Genomic DNA, 14,440 nt, shown 5'->3' on the forward strand with positions numbered 1-14,440 from the left:
GCTTTCGCGGCGGGCCCGTCCCTTGGCACGAGCGCCTGCCGCCATCCCTTTTCACCCCCGAACAAGACGTGGGGAGACAAGACAATGGCTGATCTTCGGAGCAATTTCCTCGGCATCAAGTCGCCGAACCCCTTCTGGCTGGCCTCGGCGCCGCCGACGGACAAGGAATACAACGTCGTGCGGGCCTTCAAGGCCGGCTGGGGCGGCGTCGTCTGGAAGACGCTGGGCGAGGATCCGCCGGTGGTCAACGTCAACGGCCCGCGCTACGGCGCAATCCACGGGCGCGACCGCAACCTCGTTGGGTTCAACAATATCGAGCTCATCACCGACCGTCCGCTCGAGGTGAACCTGCGCGAGATCAAGCGCGTCAAGCGCGACTGGCCCGACCGGGCGATGGTGGTGTCGCTGATGGTGCCGTGCGAGGAGCAGAACTGGATCGACATCCTCAGACGCGTCGAGGAAACCGAGGCCGATGGCGTCGAGCTCAACTTCGGCTGCCCGCACGGCATGTCGGAGCGCGGCATGGGATCGGCCGTCGGGCAGGTGCCCGAATACATCGAGATGGTGGCGCGCTGGTGCAAGCAGCACACCCGGATGCCGGTGATCGTCAAGCTGACGCCCAACATCACCGACATCCGCGGACCGGCGCGGGCCGCGCATGCCGGCGGGGCGGACGCCGTGTCGCTGATCAACACCATCAACTCCATCGTCGCGGTCGACCTCGACCAGATGTCGCCTTCGCCGGTGATCGACGGACGCGGTGCCCACGGGGGCTACTGCGGCCCGGCGGTGAAACCCATCGCGCTCAACATGGTGGCCGAGATCGCCCGCGATCCCGCGACCCGTGGCATGCCGATCTCCGGCATCGGCGGCGTCACCAACTGGCGCGATGCTGCCGAATTCATGGCGCTTGGCGCGGGCACGGTGCAGGTCTGCACCGCCGCCATGACCTATGGCTTCCGCATCGTCGAGGACATGATCGACGGTCTTTCCGACTGGATGGACGAGAAGGGCTATGGCTGCATCGACGATTTCGTCGGCAAGGCGGTGCCCAATGTCTCGGACTGGCAGCAGCTCAACCTCAACTATGTGGTCAAGGCGCGCATCGACCAGGACGCCTGCATCCAGTGCGGCCGCTGTCACATCGCCTGCGAGGACACATCCCATCAGGCGATCACCGCGACGAAGGACGGCCTGCGGCACTTCGAGGTGATCGATGAGGAATGCGTCGGCTGCAATCTTTGCGTCTCGGTGTGCCCGGTCGAGGATTGCATCACCATGGAGCAGCTGGTCGATGGAACGGATCCGCGCACCGGCAAGGCCATCGACCCGGACTATGCCAACTGGACGACCCACCCGAACAACCCCAACCGGGTGATGGAAGCGGCCGAGTGAGACGGGGGGCCTTCCCCCGGCAAGCCGGTGGCGGCGCTCCTGGCGCCGCCACTCCGGGGACTGTCTCCGGCGCGGACGGCGAGGCCGGCCTTGCCCATCTCGCCATGCTGGGCTTCGCCTTTCTCGTCTCGACCTCGTTTCCGGTCGGTCACGCAATCACGGCAAGTCTCGATCCGGCGGTGCTGACGGGTCTTCGCTTCTCTCTCGCTGCCGTCGTCTTCGCCGTTCTTGTGACGCTGCGCGGCGAATGGCGGCCGCTGCAGATCCGGCGCATCCCGGTCTATCTGGTCATCGCCCTGTCGCTCGATATCTTCTTCGTGACCATGTTCGAGGCGTTGCGCACCACCAGCGCGCTCAATGCCGGCGCGGTGTTCACGCTGCTGCCCGCCTTCACCACGCTCGCCGGCTTCGTCATGCTGCGCCAGAAGGTTTCGCGCCGCCAGCTCTTCTGCCTGGCGCTGGGCGCGGTCGGCGCGCTCCTCGTGCTCTTCGGCGAGGATCTCTCGCGGCTGGGACACCTGGAACTGGGCAAGGGGGAGGCGATCTTCGTGGTCGGCGTCGCCGCCTACGCCTTCTACGCCCCCTTGATGCGGCTGCTGAACCGAGGCGAGCCGCTGACGCTCTTCAATTTCCGCATCATCGTCACCGGCGCGGTGCTGCTCTTTGCCTACGGAGGGCGCTCGCTTGGCGAAACCGAGTGGAGCATGGTGCCTGCCGGGGTCTATCTCGGCATCGTCTACCTCGCGGTGTTCCCGACCGCGGCAAGCTTCTTTCTCGCGACCTACGCCAGCTTGCGGCTGCCGGCCGGGCCGGTGATGGCCTACACCTATCTCCTGCCGAGCTTCGTGTTGCTGGAATCCGCGCTGGTCTTCGGGGCGGACTGGCCCGGGGGCTGGACGCTCGTCGGCGTCCTGGTCACCGGGCTGGCGACGCTCGTTCTCCAGCGCGCCTCCGCGCTGCGCCGCTACTGACGCAACTGACTGGCGAAATAGGCGATGGTCTTGCGGTAGACCTCCGCCCGGTTCCAGTCCTTCAGCACCCCGTAGTTGTGGCTGCCGGGCGACCAGTCGCCGCCCTTCTGCCAGCCGTGCTGGCGCAGGAAGTTAGCCGTCGAGGCGAAGACATCGGCGGGGCTGCGGATCAGGTTCGGCCGTCCGTCGCCGTCGAAGTCGACCGCAAAACGCAGGTAGCTCGAGGCAAGGAACTGGGTCTGGCCGATTTCACCGGCCCAGGCCCCCTTCATCTCCGGGATGCGCATGTAGCCGCGATCGGCGATCTGCAGGGCGCTCATCAGCTCGTTGGTGAAGAACTTCGACCGACGGCAGTCATAGGCGAGCGACGACAGCGACGAGAACACCGGAATGTTGCCCATGAAGCCGCCGAAGCCGGATTCCAGCCCCCAGATGGAGACGATCACCTCCTTCGGCACGCCGTATTTGCGCTCCACGCGGTCGAGCGTGTTCCAGTGCTGCTTCAGCCGGCGCTTGCCGATGGCGATGGTCGAGGGCGGGGCGCGTCGGGCCAGGAACTTCTCGAAGGAGAGCTTGAAGGATTTCTGGTTGCGGTCGAGCCGGATGACCTTGCTGTTGTAGGCCATGCCATCGAGCGCGGAGCTGACGGTCCGCTTCGAGATGCCGGCGGCGACCGCCTCGCGCTTGAAGTCCTCGAGCCAGCGGGGAAAGCCGGCGGCATTGTTGCCGCAGCGTGCGGCCATGGCTACGCCGCTGGAAAGACTGAGAAGACTGCAGACCAGGCCGGCGGCAATCAGGACCTTGCGCATGGGCGCTCCCGTTTCGGAGCCGGCGGGAGATCCGTCCGGCTTTGGCGATGAGGCAGAGGATACCGGCCAGCGGTGCAAGATCAAGCGGCGCGACGCGGCGTCACGCGCGCGGGGCGAGACCTTCGAAGATCAGGCCGGTCAGCGTGTCGAGCGCCGAGCGGCGGAAGGCGGCATCATCGATCCCGGTTCCGGTGACGGCGGCGATCTGGGTGGCGAAATCGGCATAATGCTGGGTCGTCGCCCAGATCAGGAAGATGAGATGCGGAGGATCGACGTCGCGGATCAGCCCCTTTTCGGCCCAGTGGCGCAGAACCTCGGATTTCTCGTCGACCAGCGCCTTCAGCGGCCCCTCCAGCACGTCGCGGATCATCGGCGCGCCCTGCATCACCTCATTGGCGAAGAGGCGCGAGGCCTCCGGATATTCGGCGGAAAAGCGGAGCTTCGCCTCGATGTAGGAGGTCAGCTCGCGGCGCGGATCGCCGTCCGGGTCGAGGGTGCGCAAGGGCGCCAGCCAGCGGTCGAGCAGATCGGCCAGCACCGCCTTGTAGATCGCCGACTTGGAGCCGAAATAATAGAGCAGGTTCGACTTCGACATGCCGGCATCCTCGGCGATCTGGTCGACTCGGGCGCCGCGATAGCCGAAGCGCGAAAACGTGCCGAGGGCGGCGTCGAGGATCTTCGCCCGGTTGCGCTCCTGGATGCGGGTGCGCGGCGCCTCGTCTTGCGCGGTCCGCGCGTCTTCGGGGATGAGGGGGCCGTCCATTCTCAGCTTTCCTTGACTGCCTGACACCGTGCCGGGACCGCCGTCGTTGCGCCGATGCCGGTCAGGATGATGCCGGTCACCGTGCGCTTCGCCGCCTCGAACTGCGCGTCGGAGAGCGGTTGGCCGCCGTTGAGCGTGTCGATCTGGTGATTGAAGTCCGCATAATGCTGCGTTGTCGACCAGATCATGTAGAGAAGATAGCGCGGATCGACCGGCGCGAGGCGCCCTTGCGCGATCCAGCGCTCGATCACCGCGACGCGCGAGGCGGTCCAGTCGCGCAGGGTCGTCTCCAGATAGTCCTGAATCACCGGTGCCTTGTGCAGGATCTCGTTGGCCCAGACCTTGGAGCCCATCGGGTGGGCGCGCGAGATGTCCATCTTCTTGGCGATGTAGGAGGTCAGCGCCTCGACAGGGTCGTCGTTTTCGTCGAAGGAGTTCGCCGCCTCGAGCCAGATGTTGAAGATGCGCTCCACCACCCGGCGGTAGAGCGTCTCCTTCGTCGGGAAATAATAGTGCAGGTTGGCTTTGGGAATGCCGGCGCGGTCGGCGATCATGCCCGTCGTTGCGCCCCGGAACCCGCTTTCGGCGAAGACCTCCTCCGCCGCCTTCAGGATGGCGCGCTCGTTTTCTTCCCTGATCGCGCTCTTGTGTGTCCGCTGCGTGTCCTGCATCGCGCCTCGCGCCGTCGCCTTGCGCCTGCCCTGCCGGTCCGGAGGACGCGGTGACCGCCAAATTTGCAGGCAGGCTGAAAAATTGATCTTGACCGGATGGTCAGGCCTTTCTACGCTCGATTTGACCATTTGGTCAGGTTTTTCACCCTGGCGCAATGGTCAAGACGCTGCGGACCACCGGCGGCCAGAGTAGACTGGCACAAAAGATCGGGGCCGCATCTTCCAGATCACCGTCTTCGCAAAGCATCTTGCGAGGGCTGGGCCGCGCCTGCAGGCGGAATTGCTTGTCGCGCGCGGCGATGAAGGGGAACGGAGCGACCTTTCGGCATTGTCCGTACGGTCGTGTCAGGCTTCGCTGCGAAGGTCGACTTCGCGCGGGATTGCTGACGCATGGCTGGCCCGGGGGGCAACCTGCCCCGGCGTGGAGCTGTCCTGTCGATCCGTCGCCCCGTGACAACGGGACGCCTGCCGCGTGGCAGGCCTGTCCGAGGGAGGGTTCATGTCGCAGCCGGCATCCGCCAGCAGCAAGTCCGACGCCTTCGGGCCGCCGTTCGCGGCACGCACTCCAATCAAGAAGACATCGCGGTTCGCCGCCGGCGCACGCGGCGGGGCCCGCGGGACCGCCGGTGACCGGTGCGGGCCGGCAAGCCTGGACCTGAATTCATGACAACCATCGAAAACGCCATCGGCGGCCGGCGCGTCGTCTCCCGCTCGATCCGTACGCAAGGGGTGTTCAACCCGGCGACCGGTGAGCGCACGGCGACGCTGCCGCTTTCCACCGCCGATGAGGTCGCGGAGGCGATCGCCGCCGCCAGCGCGGCCTTTCCGGCCTGGCGCGACACGCCGCCGCTGAAGCGCGCGCGCTGCATGTTCCGCTTCAAGGAATTGCTCACCGCCCATGCCGACGACATCGCCAGGGCAATCTCGGCGGAGCACGGCAAGACCCATGACGACGCGCTTGGCGAGATCGCGCGCGGCATCGAGGTGGTGGAATTCGCCTGCGGCATTCCGCATCTGCTGAAGGGCGAGTTTGCCCGCAATGTCGGGCCGGCCATCGACAGCTATTCCGACCGCCAGCCGCTTGGTGTCGTCGCCGGCATCACGCCGTTTAACTTCCCGGCGATGGTGCCCTTGTGGATGTATCCGATCTCGGTCGCCTGCGGGAACACGTTCGTCCTGAAGCCGTCGGAGCGCGATCCCTCCGCTGTCATGGCAGTCTATGACCTGTTCCGAGAGGCTGGCTTTCCCGAAGGTGTTCTCAATGTCGTTCACGGCGACAAGGAAGCCGTCGATGTGCTGCTGACCCACCGCGACGTCAAGGCCGTCTCCTTCGTCGGCTCCACGCCGATCGCCGAATATGTCTATACGACCGGCACGGCGAACGGAAAGCGGGTGCAGGCGCTGGGTGGTGCCAAGAACCACATGATCGTGATGCCGGACGCCGACATGGACCAGGCGGCGGACGCGCTGATGGGCGCGGGCTACGGCTCTGCCGGCGAGCGCTGCATGGCGATCTCGGTTGCCGTTCCCATCGGCGAGAAGACCGCTGACGCGCTGGTCGAGAAGCTGGTTCCCCGCGTGCAGGCGCTGAAGATCGGTCCCGCGACCGACAAGGACGCCGAGATGGGTCCCGTCGTCACCGAGGCACACATGCGCAAGGTGCTGTCCTATATCGACCAGGGCGAGAAGGAGGGCGCCGAGCTTCTCGTCGACGGGCGCGGCTTCTCCCTGCAGGGCTACGAGAACGGCTATTTCGTCGGTGGAACCTTGTTCGACCGCGTGGCGAAGGACATGACGATCTACAAGGAAGAGATCTTCGGCCCCGTGCTCTCGGTGGTGCGCGCCAAGGACTATGAGGAAGCGCTCGATCTTATCAACGAGCACGAATACGGCAACGGCACCGCGATCTTCACCCGCGACGGCGATGCCGCGCGCGCCTTCGCCGACCGCATCGAGGTGGGTATGGTCGGCATCAACGTGCCGATCCCGGTGCCTGTCGCCTATTTCTCGTTCGGCGGCTGGAAGCGCTCGCTGTTCGGCGACCATTCGATCTACGGCGAGGAGGGAGTGCGCTTCAACACGCGCCTGAAGACCGTGACGACGCGCTGGCCGGCAGGCATAAAGGACGGTGCCGTCTACACTTTCCCGAACATGGAGTGAGGTCATGAGTCGACCGCAGGTGCAGGCCACGACGCTGATCGACGATGCGAAAGTCCGCGTTACCCGCTTTGACTTCGCACCGGGCGCGGAGACCGGATGGCACCGTCATGCCATGGACTATGTCATCACGACACTGAGCGAATGCAACATGCTGCTCGAGGAGCCTGGAGGCGCGAGCCGGTCGGTCACCATGCCCGCCGGCACGGTCTACCGCCGCGACGAGGGTGTCGAGCACAATGTTGTCAACGAGGGCACGGCGACGATGTCCTTTATCGAAACCGAACTGAAATAGGAGCGCGCGTCATGGCAGCAGCACCGGGCAAGAACATCCGCATCGATGCCGAGCGGCTTTGGAACAGCCTCATGGAGATGGCGAAGATCGGACCCGGCGTTGCCGGCGGCAACAACCGCCAGACGCTGACCGACGCGGACAAGGAAGGGCGCGAGCTTTTCCGCAAGTGGTGCGCGGATGCCGATCTTTCCATGGGCGTCGACACCATGGGCAACATGTTCATGACCCGCGAGGGGGCCGACCCCGACGCCAAGCCCGTCTATGTCGGCTCGCATCTCGATACCCAGCCGACGGGCGGCAAATATGACGGCGTGCTCGGTGTTCTCGGCGGGCTGGAGCTGGTGCGCACGCTGAACGACCTCGGCATCAGGACCAGGCGGCCCATCGTCGTCACCAACTGGACCAACGAGGAAGGCACCCGTTTCGCCCCCGCCATGCTGGCCTCCGGCGTTTTCGCCGGCACCCATGAGGAGGCGTGGGCCTACGACCGCAAGGACGCGGAGGGCAAGCGCTTCGGCGACGAACTCAAGCGCATCGGCTGGGTCGGCGACGAGCCCGTCGGCGCGCGCAAGGATGCAATCCACGCGATGTTCGAGTTGCACATCGAGCAAGGGCCCATCCTCGAAGCCGAAGGCCGGGACATCGGCGTCGTTACCCATGGCCAGGGGCTGTGGTGGCTTGAGGTGACGGTCACCGGCAAGGACAGCCACACCGGCTCGACGCCGATGCCGATGCGCAAGAACGCCGGCCTCGGCATGGCGCGCATGACCGAGCTGGTCCACGAGATCGCCATGAAGCACCAGCCGCGCGCCGTGGGTGCGATCGGCCATTGCGATGTCTATCCGAACTCGCGCAACGTCATTCCGGGCAAGGTGGTCTTCACCATCGATTTCCGCTCTCCCGACCAGGCGACGCTTGATGCCATGAAGGCGGAGTTCGAGGAGAAGGCGCCGAAGATCGCCGAGGATCTCGGTCTTGGCGTCGAGATCGAGGCGGTAGGCCATTTCGACCCGGTGACCTTCGACGAGACCTGCGTCAAGGCCGTGCGCGGTGCTGCCGAGAGGCTCGGCTACAGCCACATGGACATCATCTCGGGCGCCGGCCACGACGCCTGCTGGGTCAACAAGGTCGCGCCGACGGCGATGATCATGTGCCCCTGCGTCGACGGCCTGTCGCACAATGAGGCGGAGGAAATCACTAGGGACTGGGCCAAGGCCGGTGCTGACGTGCTGCTGCACGCGGTGCTGGAGGCGGCGGAGATCGTGGAGTGAGCCAACAAGGGCCCGGCGGGCCGGGCGCCGCCTGAGCCCATCCCGTCCCGGAGAGCCGAAGAGGGGGTGAGGCGTGACGACGCGCCACCGAGGAGGGCGCAAGGGCCGGAACATGAGGGCCTGAAGGTCCGCAAACAGACCAGAGAGGGGAACGGCAATGGCAACGAAGGTGATCAAGGGCGGAACGGTCGTGACGGCCGATCTCACCTACAAGGCCGACGTGAAGATCGACGGCAGCGTGATCGTCGAGATCGGACCCGACCTTGCCGGCGACGAGGTGCTGGACGCGACCGGCTGCTACGTCATGCCGGGCGGCATCGACCCGCATGTCCATCTGGAAATGCCCTTCATGGGCACCTATTCCTCCGACGACTTCGAGAGCGGCACGCGGGCCGGCCTTGCCGGCGGCACGACGATGGTGGTCGACTTCTGCCTGCCGGCGCCGGGCCAGTCCCTGCTCGAGGCGCTGACCATGTGGGACAACAAGTCCACCCGCGCCAATTGCGACTACTCCTTCCACATGGCGGTCACCTGGTGGGGGGAGCAGGTCTTCAACGAGATGGAGACAGTCGTCCGCGAGAGGGGCATCAACACCTTCAAGCACTTCATGGCCTACAAGGGCGCGCTGATGGTGCAGGACGACGAGATGTATGCCTCGTTCCAGCGCTGCGCCGAGCTGGGTGCGATGCCGCTGGTTCACGCCGAGAACGGCGACGTGGTCGCCGATCTCTCCGCCCGTCTTCTCGCGGAAGGAAACAACGGCCCCGAGGCCCATGCCTACTCCCGCCCGCCGCAGGTCGAGGGCGAGGCGACCAACCGGGCGATCATGATCGCCGACATGGCCGGCGTTCCGCTCTATGTCGTGCACACCTCCTGCGAGGAAAGCCATGAAGCGATCCGCCGTGCCCGCCAGCAGGGAAAGCGCGTCTACGGCGAGCCGCTGATCCAGCATCTGACGCTCGACGAGAGCGAGTATTTCGACAAGGACTGGGATCACGCGGCACGTCGGGTGATGTCGCCGCCGTTCCGCAACAAGCAGCATCAGGCAAGCCTCTGGGCCGGATTGCAGTCAGGGTCGTTGTCCTGCGTTGCCACCGATCATTGCGCCTTCTCCACGGAGCAGAAGCGCACCGGTATCGGCGATTTCACCAAGATCCCGAACGGCACCGGCGGGCTGGAGGACCGGCTGCCCATGCTGTGGACCCATGGCGTGGCGACCGGCCGGCTCACCATGAACGAGTTCGTGGCCGTCACCTCGACCAACATCGCCAAGATCCTCAACCTTTACCCCAGGAAGGGCGCGATCCTCGTTGGCGCGGATGCCGACATCGTGGTTTGGGACCCGGCGAAGGAGAAGACCATCTCCGCGGCGAACCAGCAGTCGTCGATCGACTACAATGTCTTCGAGGGACAGAAGGTAAAGGGCCTGCCGCGGTTCACGCTCACCCGTGGCCAGCTCGCCATCGAGGACGGAACCGTGAAGACGCAACAGGGGCACGGCCAGTTCGTCGCCCGCGAGCCGTTCCAGGCGGTCAACAAGGCGCTGTCGACCTGGAAGGAACTCACCGCGCCGCGCAAGGTCGAGCGCACGGGCATTCCGCAAAGCGGCGTGTGAGGCGGGATATGCCAGGCTATTCGGAGAAAGCGCCGCAGTATCCTGAGCCGTTGGCGCAAGCGGTCTTCGCGTCCAGCGAAGTTCACGACTGGCTGCTCTCAGGCACAAAGGTCTTTCTACGCCGCGCGGCGTGCCTGGCGAAGCCGAACAAGACCCGCAAGTCGCATGTGCCGCACGAGGACTGGGTGACGGTGCCAGCCCGCGGTCACAGCCTGCTGTCGGGCGACAGGGTCGGATTTTTCGACCGTGTCGTCGCCCACAAGGAATGCATGACAAGGATTGCGGGCTGGCCGGACGCTGGCTCGGATCTTGCTAGTCGGATCTTGCTAGAGTGAAATCGGCGGCGCGCGAGCAGATGCATCTGCGCGAAACACCAGTGTGTCGTCACCGTGCAGGCTTGAGAGCCTCCCGTTGAGGGGTGCCGTGAGGAGTTCCGTATCGACATGACAACCTCTCAAACGGGGGCCGCACACATGGAACAGGCAATCGCGCCCGTCATCGACATCGACAATCTGTCGCTGACCTTCGAGACCGGGGACGGGCCGGTTCACGCGCTGTCCGACATCGACCTGGAGGTTGCGCCGGGGGACTTCGTCTCCTTCATCGGTCCGTCGGGATGCGGCAAGACCACGCTTTTGCGGGTGATCGCCGATCTGGAGCAGCCGACCGGCGGGACGATCTCGGTCAACGGCATGACCCCGCACGAGGCGCGGCTCGCCCGCGCCTACGGCTATGTCTTCCAGGCCGCCGCCCTCTATCCCTGGCGCACGATTGCCGACAACATCGCCCTGCCGCTGGAGATCATGGGCTTTCCGAAAGCCGAGCGGGAAGAGCGCATCCGGCGCAACATGGAGCTGGTCAATCTTTCCGGCTTCGAGCGCAAGTATCCCTGGCAGCTTTCGGGCGGCATGCAGCAGCGCGCCTCCATCGCCCGCGCGCTTTCCTTCGACCCCGACCTGCTGCTGATGGACGAGCCCTTCGGCGCGCTTGACGAGATCGTGCGCGATCACCTCAACGAGCAATTGCTCAAACTCTGGGCAAAGACGAACAAGACCGTGGTCTTCGTCACACACTCGATCCCGGAGGCCGTGTTCCTGTCGACCAAGATCGTCGTGCTCTGCCCGCGTCCGGGGCGGGTCTACGATGTGATCGACAGTCCGCTGCCGCGCCAGCGCACGCTCGACATTCGCGAGACGCCGGAATTCCTCGAGGTCGCCCATCGCGTTCGCGAAGGCCTGCGGGCGGGACACAGCTATGAGGACTGAGGCCGAGACGACCCGTCGCGAAACGGGAACGGCGACATGACCGCGGCAACGTTGCATGCGCCGAGCCGTTCGCCCTTTGCGCGGCTGATGTCGGGCACGGCCGGGCCGGTGCTGGTCATCGTCGTCGCGATCATCGCCGTATGGTATCTCTCCGCCGTGCTGCTCAACACGCCATTCCAGCGCGACACCTACAAGCGCGGCGGACTGGAAGACGTACCGCTGGCCCGGCTTGTCGCCGATACGCTGGCGCAGGAGCGTCCCGTCCTGCCGGCTCCGCACCAGGTGGCGGTCGAGATCTGGAACACGACGGTCGAGAAGAACGTCACCTCCAAGCGCAGCCTTATCTACCACAGTTCGATCACGCTCTCCTCGACCCTGCTCGGCTTCCTGTTCGGCACGACGCTCGGCATCGTGCTCGCGATCGGCGTGGTGCACAGCCGGGTGCTCGACAAGAGCCTGATGCCCTGGGTGATCTCGTCCCAGACAATCCCCATCCTCGCCATCGCACCGATGATCATCGTCGTCCTGAACGCGGTCGGCATCTCGGGCCTGCTGCCCAAGGCATTCATCTCCACCTATCTTTCCTTCTTCCCGGTGACCGTGGGAATGGTGAAGGGCCTGCGCTCGCCCGAGACCATCCAGCTCGATTTGATGAAGACCTATTATGCCTCGGCGGCGCAGACGCTGTGGAAGCTGCGCCTGCCCTCGGCGATGCCCTATCTCTTCACCTCGATGAAGGTCGGCGTCGCCGCCAGCCTTGTCGGGGCCATCGTCGGCGAGTTGCCGACCGGCGCCGTTGCCGGCCTCGGCGCGCGGCTTCTCGCCGGGTCCTACTATGGCCAGACGGTGCAGATATGGTCGGCGCTGATCCTTGCCGCCGCGCTGGCCGCGGGGTTGGTGGCGCTGATCGGACTCGCCGAGCGCATCGTGCTCAAGCGCATGGGGATGGCGTCATGACCCGGATGAGCCCCGTCGCCCGTTTCCTGTCGCTTCTCGGTCTGTTGCTGGCGGTGATCGCGACGATGCTGCCGTTGATTGTCACCGACAATGGCTCGCACGGGTTCCTGGAGGCGCCGTTCGTCGCCCTTGCCGGCGTCACCGCCATTGTCGTGCTTGGCATCTACCGTTTCGGCGAGCTTTTCGGCCGTTCCGCCTGGGTGGTTCTGGTCGCCGCATCCGGTTTCCTCGCCGCGACGCTGGTCAGCCTGATCGGCCAGCATCCGGGCGAGGCCGGTGTGGGGTTCTGGGCCCTCACCATCGCTGCCTGGGCAACAGCCTGGGTCTCGGTTGAGGAAATGGCCGGCCTTTCACCGCGCTCGGCGGCGCTGCGCCGGATCGTGGCGCTGCTGATCCCGCTGTCCTTCGGCGTCTGGCTGCTGGTCCTCTGGCAACTTCTGGTCACCGGCTTCGCGGTGCCGAAGGTGCTGCTGCCGCCGCCGTCGGACATCTGGGCGAGGGCGGTCGCCTCGCCGTCGATCCTGTGGGCCGATTTCCGCCAGACTTTTCTCAAGGGCGTCATCGTCGGCTATGTGCTGGGCTGCGGATCCGGCTTCCTCGTGGCGCTTGTCGTTGACCGCGTTCCCTTCCTGCGGCGCGGGCTGCTGCCTGTCGGCAACCTCGTTTCCGCGCTGCCGATCATCGGTGTCGCGCCGATCATGGTCATGTGGTTCGGTTTCGACTGGCCGTCGAAGGCGGCCGTCGTCGTCATCATGACCTTTTTCCCGATGCTGGTGAACACGGTGACCGGGCTGGCCGCGGCCGACCGCATTCAGCACGATCTCATGCACACCTATGCGGCAAACCACGTCCAGTCGCTCGTCAAGATGCGGTTGCCGATGGCCATGCCCTTCGTCTTCAATGCCTTGAAAATCAACTCGACGCTGGCGCTGATCGGCGCGATCGTCGCCGAGTTCTTCGGCACGCCCACCGTCGGCATGGGCTTTCGCATCTCCACCGAGGTGGGGCGGATGAATGTCGATATGGTGTGGGCTTCGATCGCGGTCGCCGCGGTCGCAGGATCGCTGTTCTACGGCTTGGTGGCCCTTCTCGAGAGGGTCGTCACGTTCTGGCATCCGTCAGTCCGGGGATAACGGGCGACGGGGCCGAAACCAGAGGGAGCTTGATATGAGAAAGACATTGCTTGCGGCCGCGGCATTCGCCTTCGGTCTCTCCCAGGCGCATGCCGCCGACGAGGTGACACTGCAGCTCAAATGGGTCACGCAAGGGCAGTTCGCCGGCTACTATGTGGCCAAGGACAAGGGCTTCTATGACGAGGAGAACCTTGACGTCACCATCAAGCCGGGCGGCCCGGACATCGCTCCGCCGCAGGTGATTGTCGGCGGCGGCGCCGACGTCATCGTCGATTGGATGCCCTCGGCGCTGGCAAGTCGCGAGCGCGGCGTGCCGATCGTCAACATTGCCCAGCCGTTCAAGAAGTCGGGCATGATGCTGACCTGCCTGAAGGAGACGGGCGTCAAGTCGCCGGACGACTTCCCCGGCCGCACGCTCGGCGTCTGGTTCTTCGGCAACGAGTATCCGTTCCTCGCCTGGATGAGCAAGCTTGGCATCCCGACCGAGGGTGGCGAGAAGGGCGTGACGGTGCTCAAGCAGGGCTTCAACGTCGACCCGCTGCTGCAGAAGCAGGCCGACTGCATCTCCACCATGACCTACAACGAGTACTGGCAGGTGATCGATGCCGGCATTCCGGAGAGCGAGCTGATCGTCTTCAAGTATGAAGACCAGGGCGTGGCGACGCTTGAGGACGGCCTGTATGTCCTCGAGGAGAATCTGTCCGACCCGGCCTTCGTCGACAAGATGGCCCGCTTCGTGCGCGCGTCGATGAAGGGCTGGGAGTATGCCCGCGAGAACCCGGACGAGGCGGCCGACATCGTTCTGGAGAACGACGCCACCGGCGCCCAGACCGAGAAGCACCAGAAGCGCATGGTTCGCGAGATCAACAAGCTGACCGAGGGCAGCGACGGCACGCTCGACATGGCCGACTACACCCGCACCGTCGAGACGCTGTTGAGCGGCGGCTCCGACCCGGTGATCACCCGGCAGCCGGAAGGCGCAACGACGACGGTGGTCACTGACAAGATGTGACGTGAGCGCGAGAGCCGGCGGCACACCTGCCGGCTCTCGTATTTTGCATCTCGATAGTTGAGTAATAATTTAATGACAACCTGAGACGCTGGGGAAATATTCATAATATTCTTTATTTACCCAGCG

General features: G+C 65.2%; 14 protein-coding genes. 11 read left to right on the plus strand and 3 right to left on the minus strand.

What is annotated here, in order from left to right:
• Positions 1-84 precede the first annotated feature (84 nt).
• Both preA and ACSLUQ_RS17420 read left to right on the plus strand, forming a co-directional pair.
• Positions 85-1,395, plus strand: coding sequence for an NAD-dependent dihydropyrimidine dehydrogenase subunit PreA (preA, locus tag ACSLUQ_RS17415; protein WP_461809246.1), 1,311 nt, complete (start codon positions 85-87; stop codon positions 1,393-1,395).
• Complete coding sequence (locus ACSLUQ_RS17420) at positions 1,392-2,366, plus strand: DMT family transporter (protein ID WP_461809247.1); 975 nt, start codon at positions 1,392-1,394, stop codon at positions 2,364-2,366. Before preA ends, ACSLUQ_RS17420 begins: the two co-directional genes overlap by 4 nt.
• Here the strand turns inward: ACSLUQ_RS17420 and ACSLUQ_RS17425 are convergent.
• The 3 genes from ACSLUQ_RS17425 to ACSLUQ_RS17435 form a co-directional block, all read right to left on the minus strand.
• Positions 2,360-3,175 (minus strand): lytic murein transglycosylase, encoded by an 816-nt coding sequence (locus ACSLUQ_RS17425; RefSeq protein ID WP_461809248.1) that lies wholly within the window; start codon positions 3,173-3,175, stop codon positions 2,360-2,362. The two genes, ACSLUQ_RS17420 and ACSLUQ_RS17425, sit on opposite strands and share 7 nt — an antisense overlap.
• A 100-nt stretch (positions 3,176-3,275) precedes the next feature.
• Positions 3,276-3,938, minus strand: a complete 663-nt coding sequence (gene rutR / locus ACSLUQ_RS17430) for an HTH-type transcriptional regulator RutR (protein ID WP_461809249.1) — start codon at positions 3,936-3,938, stop codon at positions 3,276-3,278.
• A gap of 2 nt (positions 3,939-3,940) precedes the next feature.
• Positions 3,941-4,609 carry a TetR/AcrR family transcriptional regulator gene (locus ACSLUQ_RS17435; RefSeq protein WP_417771242.1) on the minus strand — a complete coding sequence of 223 codons (669 nt, stop codon included), beginning with the start codon at positions 4,607-4,609 and terminating at the stop codon, positions 3,941-3,943.
• A gap of 663 nt (positions 4,610-5,272) precedes the next feature.
• Between ACSLUQ_RS17435 and ACSLUQ_RS17440 the strand changes: the two genes are divergently transcribed.
• The 9 genes from ACSLUQ_RS17440 (at position 5,273) to ACSLUQ_RS17480 (ending at position 14,314) form a co-directional block, all read left to right on the plus strand.
• Positions 5,273-6,769, plus strand: a complete 1,497-nt coding sequence (locus ACSLUQ_RS17440) for a CoA-acylating methylmalonate-semialdehyde dehydrogenase (protein ID WP_461809250.1) — start codon at positions 5,273-5,275, stop codon at positions 6,767-6,769.
• 4 nt (positions 6,770-6,773) lie between these two features.
• Positions 6,774-7,061 carry a cupin domain-containing protein gene (locus ACSLUQ_RS17445; RefSeq protein ID WP_417771240.1) on the plus strand — a complete coding sequence of 96 codons (288 nt, stop codon included), beginning with the start codon at positions 6,774-6,776 and terminating at the stop codon, positions 7,059-7,061.
• Between the two features lie 11 nt (positions 7,062-7,072).
• Positions 7,073-8,332, plus strand: a complete 1,260-nt coding sequence (locus tag ACSLUQ_RS17450; protein ID WP_461809251.1) for a Zn-dependent hydrolase — start codon at positions 7,073-7,075, stop codon at positions 8,330-8,332.
• A gap of 157 nt (positions 8,333-8,489) precedes the next feature.
• The gene (gene hydA / locus ACSLUQ_RS17455; RefSeq protein WP_417771238.1) at positions 8,490-9,947 is read left to right on the plus strand and encodes a dihydropyrimidinase; all 1,458 of its coding nucleotides are present in this window, start codon (positions 8,490-8,492) and stop codon (positions 9,945-9,947) included.
• Positions 9,948-9,955: 8 nt separating this feature from the next.
• Positions 9,956-10,282: a hypothetical protein gene (locus ACSLUQ_RS17460; RefSeq protein WP_461809252.1), complete on the plus strand. Its 327-nt coding sequence runs from the start codon at positions 9,956-9,958 to the stop codon at positions 10,280-10,282.
• A 138-nt stretch (positions 10,283-10,420) separates the two neighbouring features.
• Positions 10,421-11,212: an ABC transporter ATP-binding protein gene (locus tag ACSLUQ_RS17465; protein ID WP_417771699.1), complete on the plus strand. Its 792-nt coding sequence runs from the start codon at positions 10,421-10,423 to the stop codon at positions 11,210-11,212.
• An 87-nt stretch (positions 11,213-11,299) separates the two neighbouring features.
• Positions 11,300-12,169, plus strand: coding sequence for an ABC transporter permease (locus tag ACSLUQ_RS17470; RefSeq protein WP_417771698.1), 870 nt, complete (start codon positions 11,300-11,302; stop codon positions 12,167-12,169).
• Positions 12,166-13,302: an ABC transporter permease gene (locus ACSLUQ_RS17475; protein WP_417771236.1), complete on the plus strand. Its 1,137-nt coding sequence runs from the start codon at positions 12,166-12,168 to the stop codon at positions 13,300-13,302. The genes ACSLUQ_RS17470 and ACSLUQ_RS17475 overlap by 4 nt, the downstream gene beginning before the upstream one ends.
• A 34-nt stretch (positions 13,303-13,336) precedes the next feature.
• Positions 13,337-14,314 carry an ABC transporter substrate-binding protein gene (locus ACSLUQ_RS17480; protein ID WP_417771235.1) on the plus strand — a complete coding sequence of 326 codons (978 nt, stop codon included), beginning with the start codon at positions 13,337-13,339 and terminating at the stop codon, positions 14,312-14,314.
• Positions 14,315-14,440: the final 126 nt, after the last annotated feature.

The organism is Stappia sp. ICDLI1TA098, assembly GCF_054880955.1.

Coding starts and splice junctions, on each gene's coding strand:
- ACSLUQ_RS17425 (WP_461809248.1), bottom strand. CDS start 3,175: ATGCGCAAGGTCCTGATTGCCGCCGGCCTGGTCTGCAGTCTTCTCAGT.
- ACSLUQ_RS17435 (WP_417771242.1), bottom strand. CDS start 4,609: ATGCAGGACACGCAGCGGACACACAAGAGCGCGATCAGGGAAGAAAAC.
- rutR (WP_461809249.1), bottom strand. CDS start 3,938: ATGGACGGCCCCCTCATCCCCGAAGACGCGCGGACCGCGCAAGACGAG.
- ACSLUQ_RS17465 (WP_417771699.1), top strand. CDS start 10,421: ATGGAACAGGCAATCGCGCCCGTCATCGACATCGACAATCTGTCGCTG.
- ACSLUQ_RS17460 (WP_461809252.1), top strand. CDS start 9,956: ATGCCAGGCTATTCGGAGAAAGCGCCGCAGTATCCTGAGCCGTTGGCG.
- hydA (WP_417771238.1), top strand. CDS start 8,490: ATGGCAACGAAGGTGATCAAGGGCGGAACGGTCGTGACGGCCGATCTC.
- ACSLUQ_RS17475 (WP_417771236.1), top strand. CDS start 12,166: ATGACCCGGATGAGCCCCGTCGCCCGTTTCCTGTCGCTTCTCGGTCTG.
- preA (WP_461809246.1), top strand. CDS start 85: ATGGCTGATCTTCGGAGCAATTTCCTCGGCATCAAGTCGCCGAACCCC.
- ACSLUQ_RS17450 (WP_461809251.1), top strand. CDS start 7,073: ATGGCAGCAGCACCGGGCAAGAACATCCGCATCGATGCCGAGCGGCTT.
- ACSLUQ_RS17445 (WP_417771240.1), top strand. CDS start 6,774: ATGAGTCGACCGCAGGTGCAGGCCACGACGCTGATCGACGATGCGAAA.
- ACSLUQ_RS17470 (WP_417771698.1), top strand. CDS start 11,300: ATGTCGGGCACGGCCGGGCCGGTGCTGGTCATCGTCGTCGCGATCATC.
- ACSLUQ_RS17440 (WP_461809250.1), top strand. CDS start 5,273: ATGACAACCATCGAAAACGCCATCGGCGGCCGGCGCGTCGTCTCCCGC.
- ACSLUQ_RS17480 (WP_417771235.1), top strand. CDS start 13,337: ATGAGAAAGACATTGCTTGCGGCCGCGGCATTCGCCTTCGGTCTCTCC.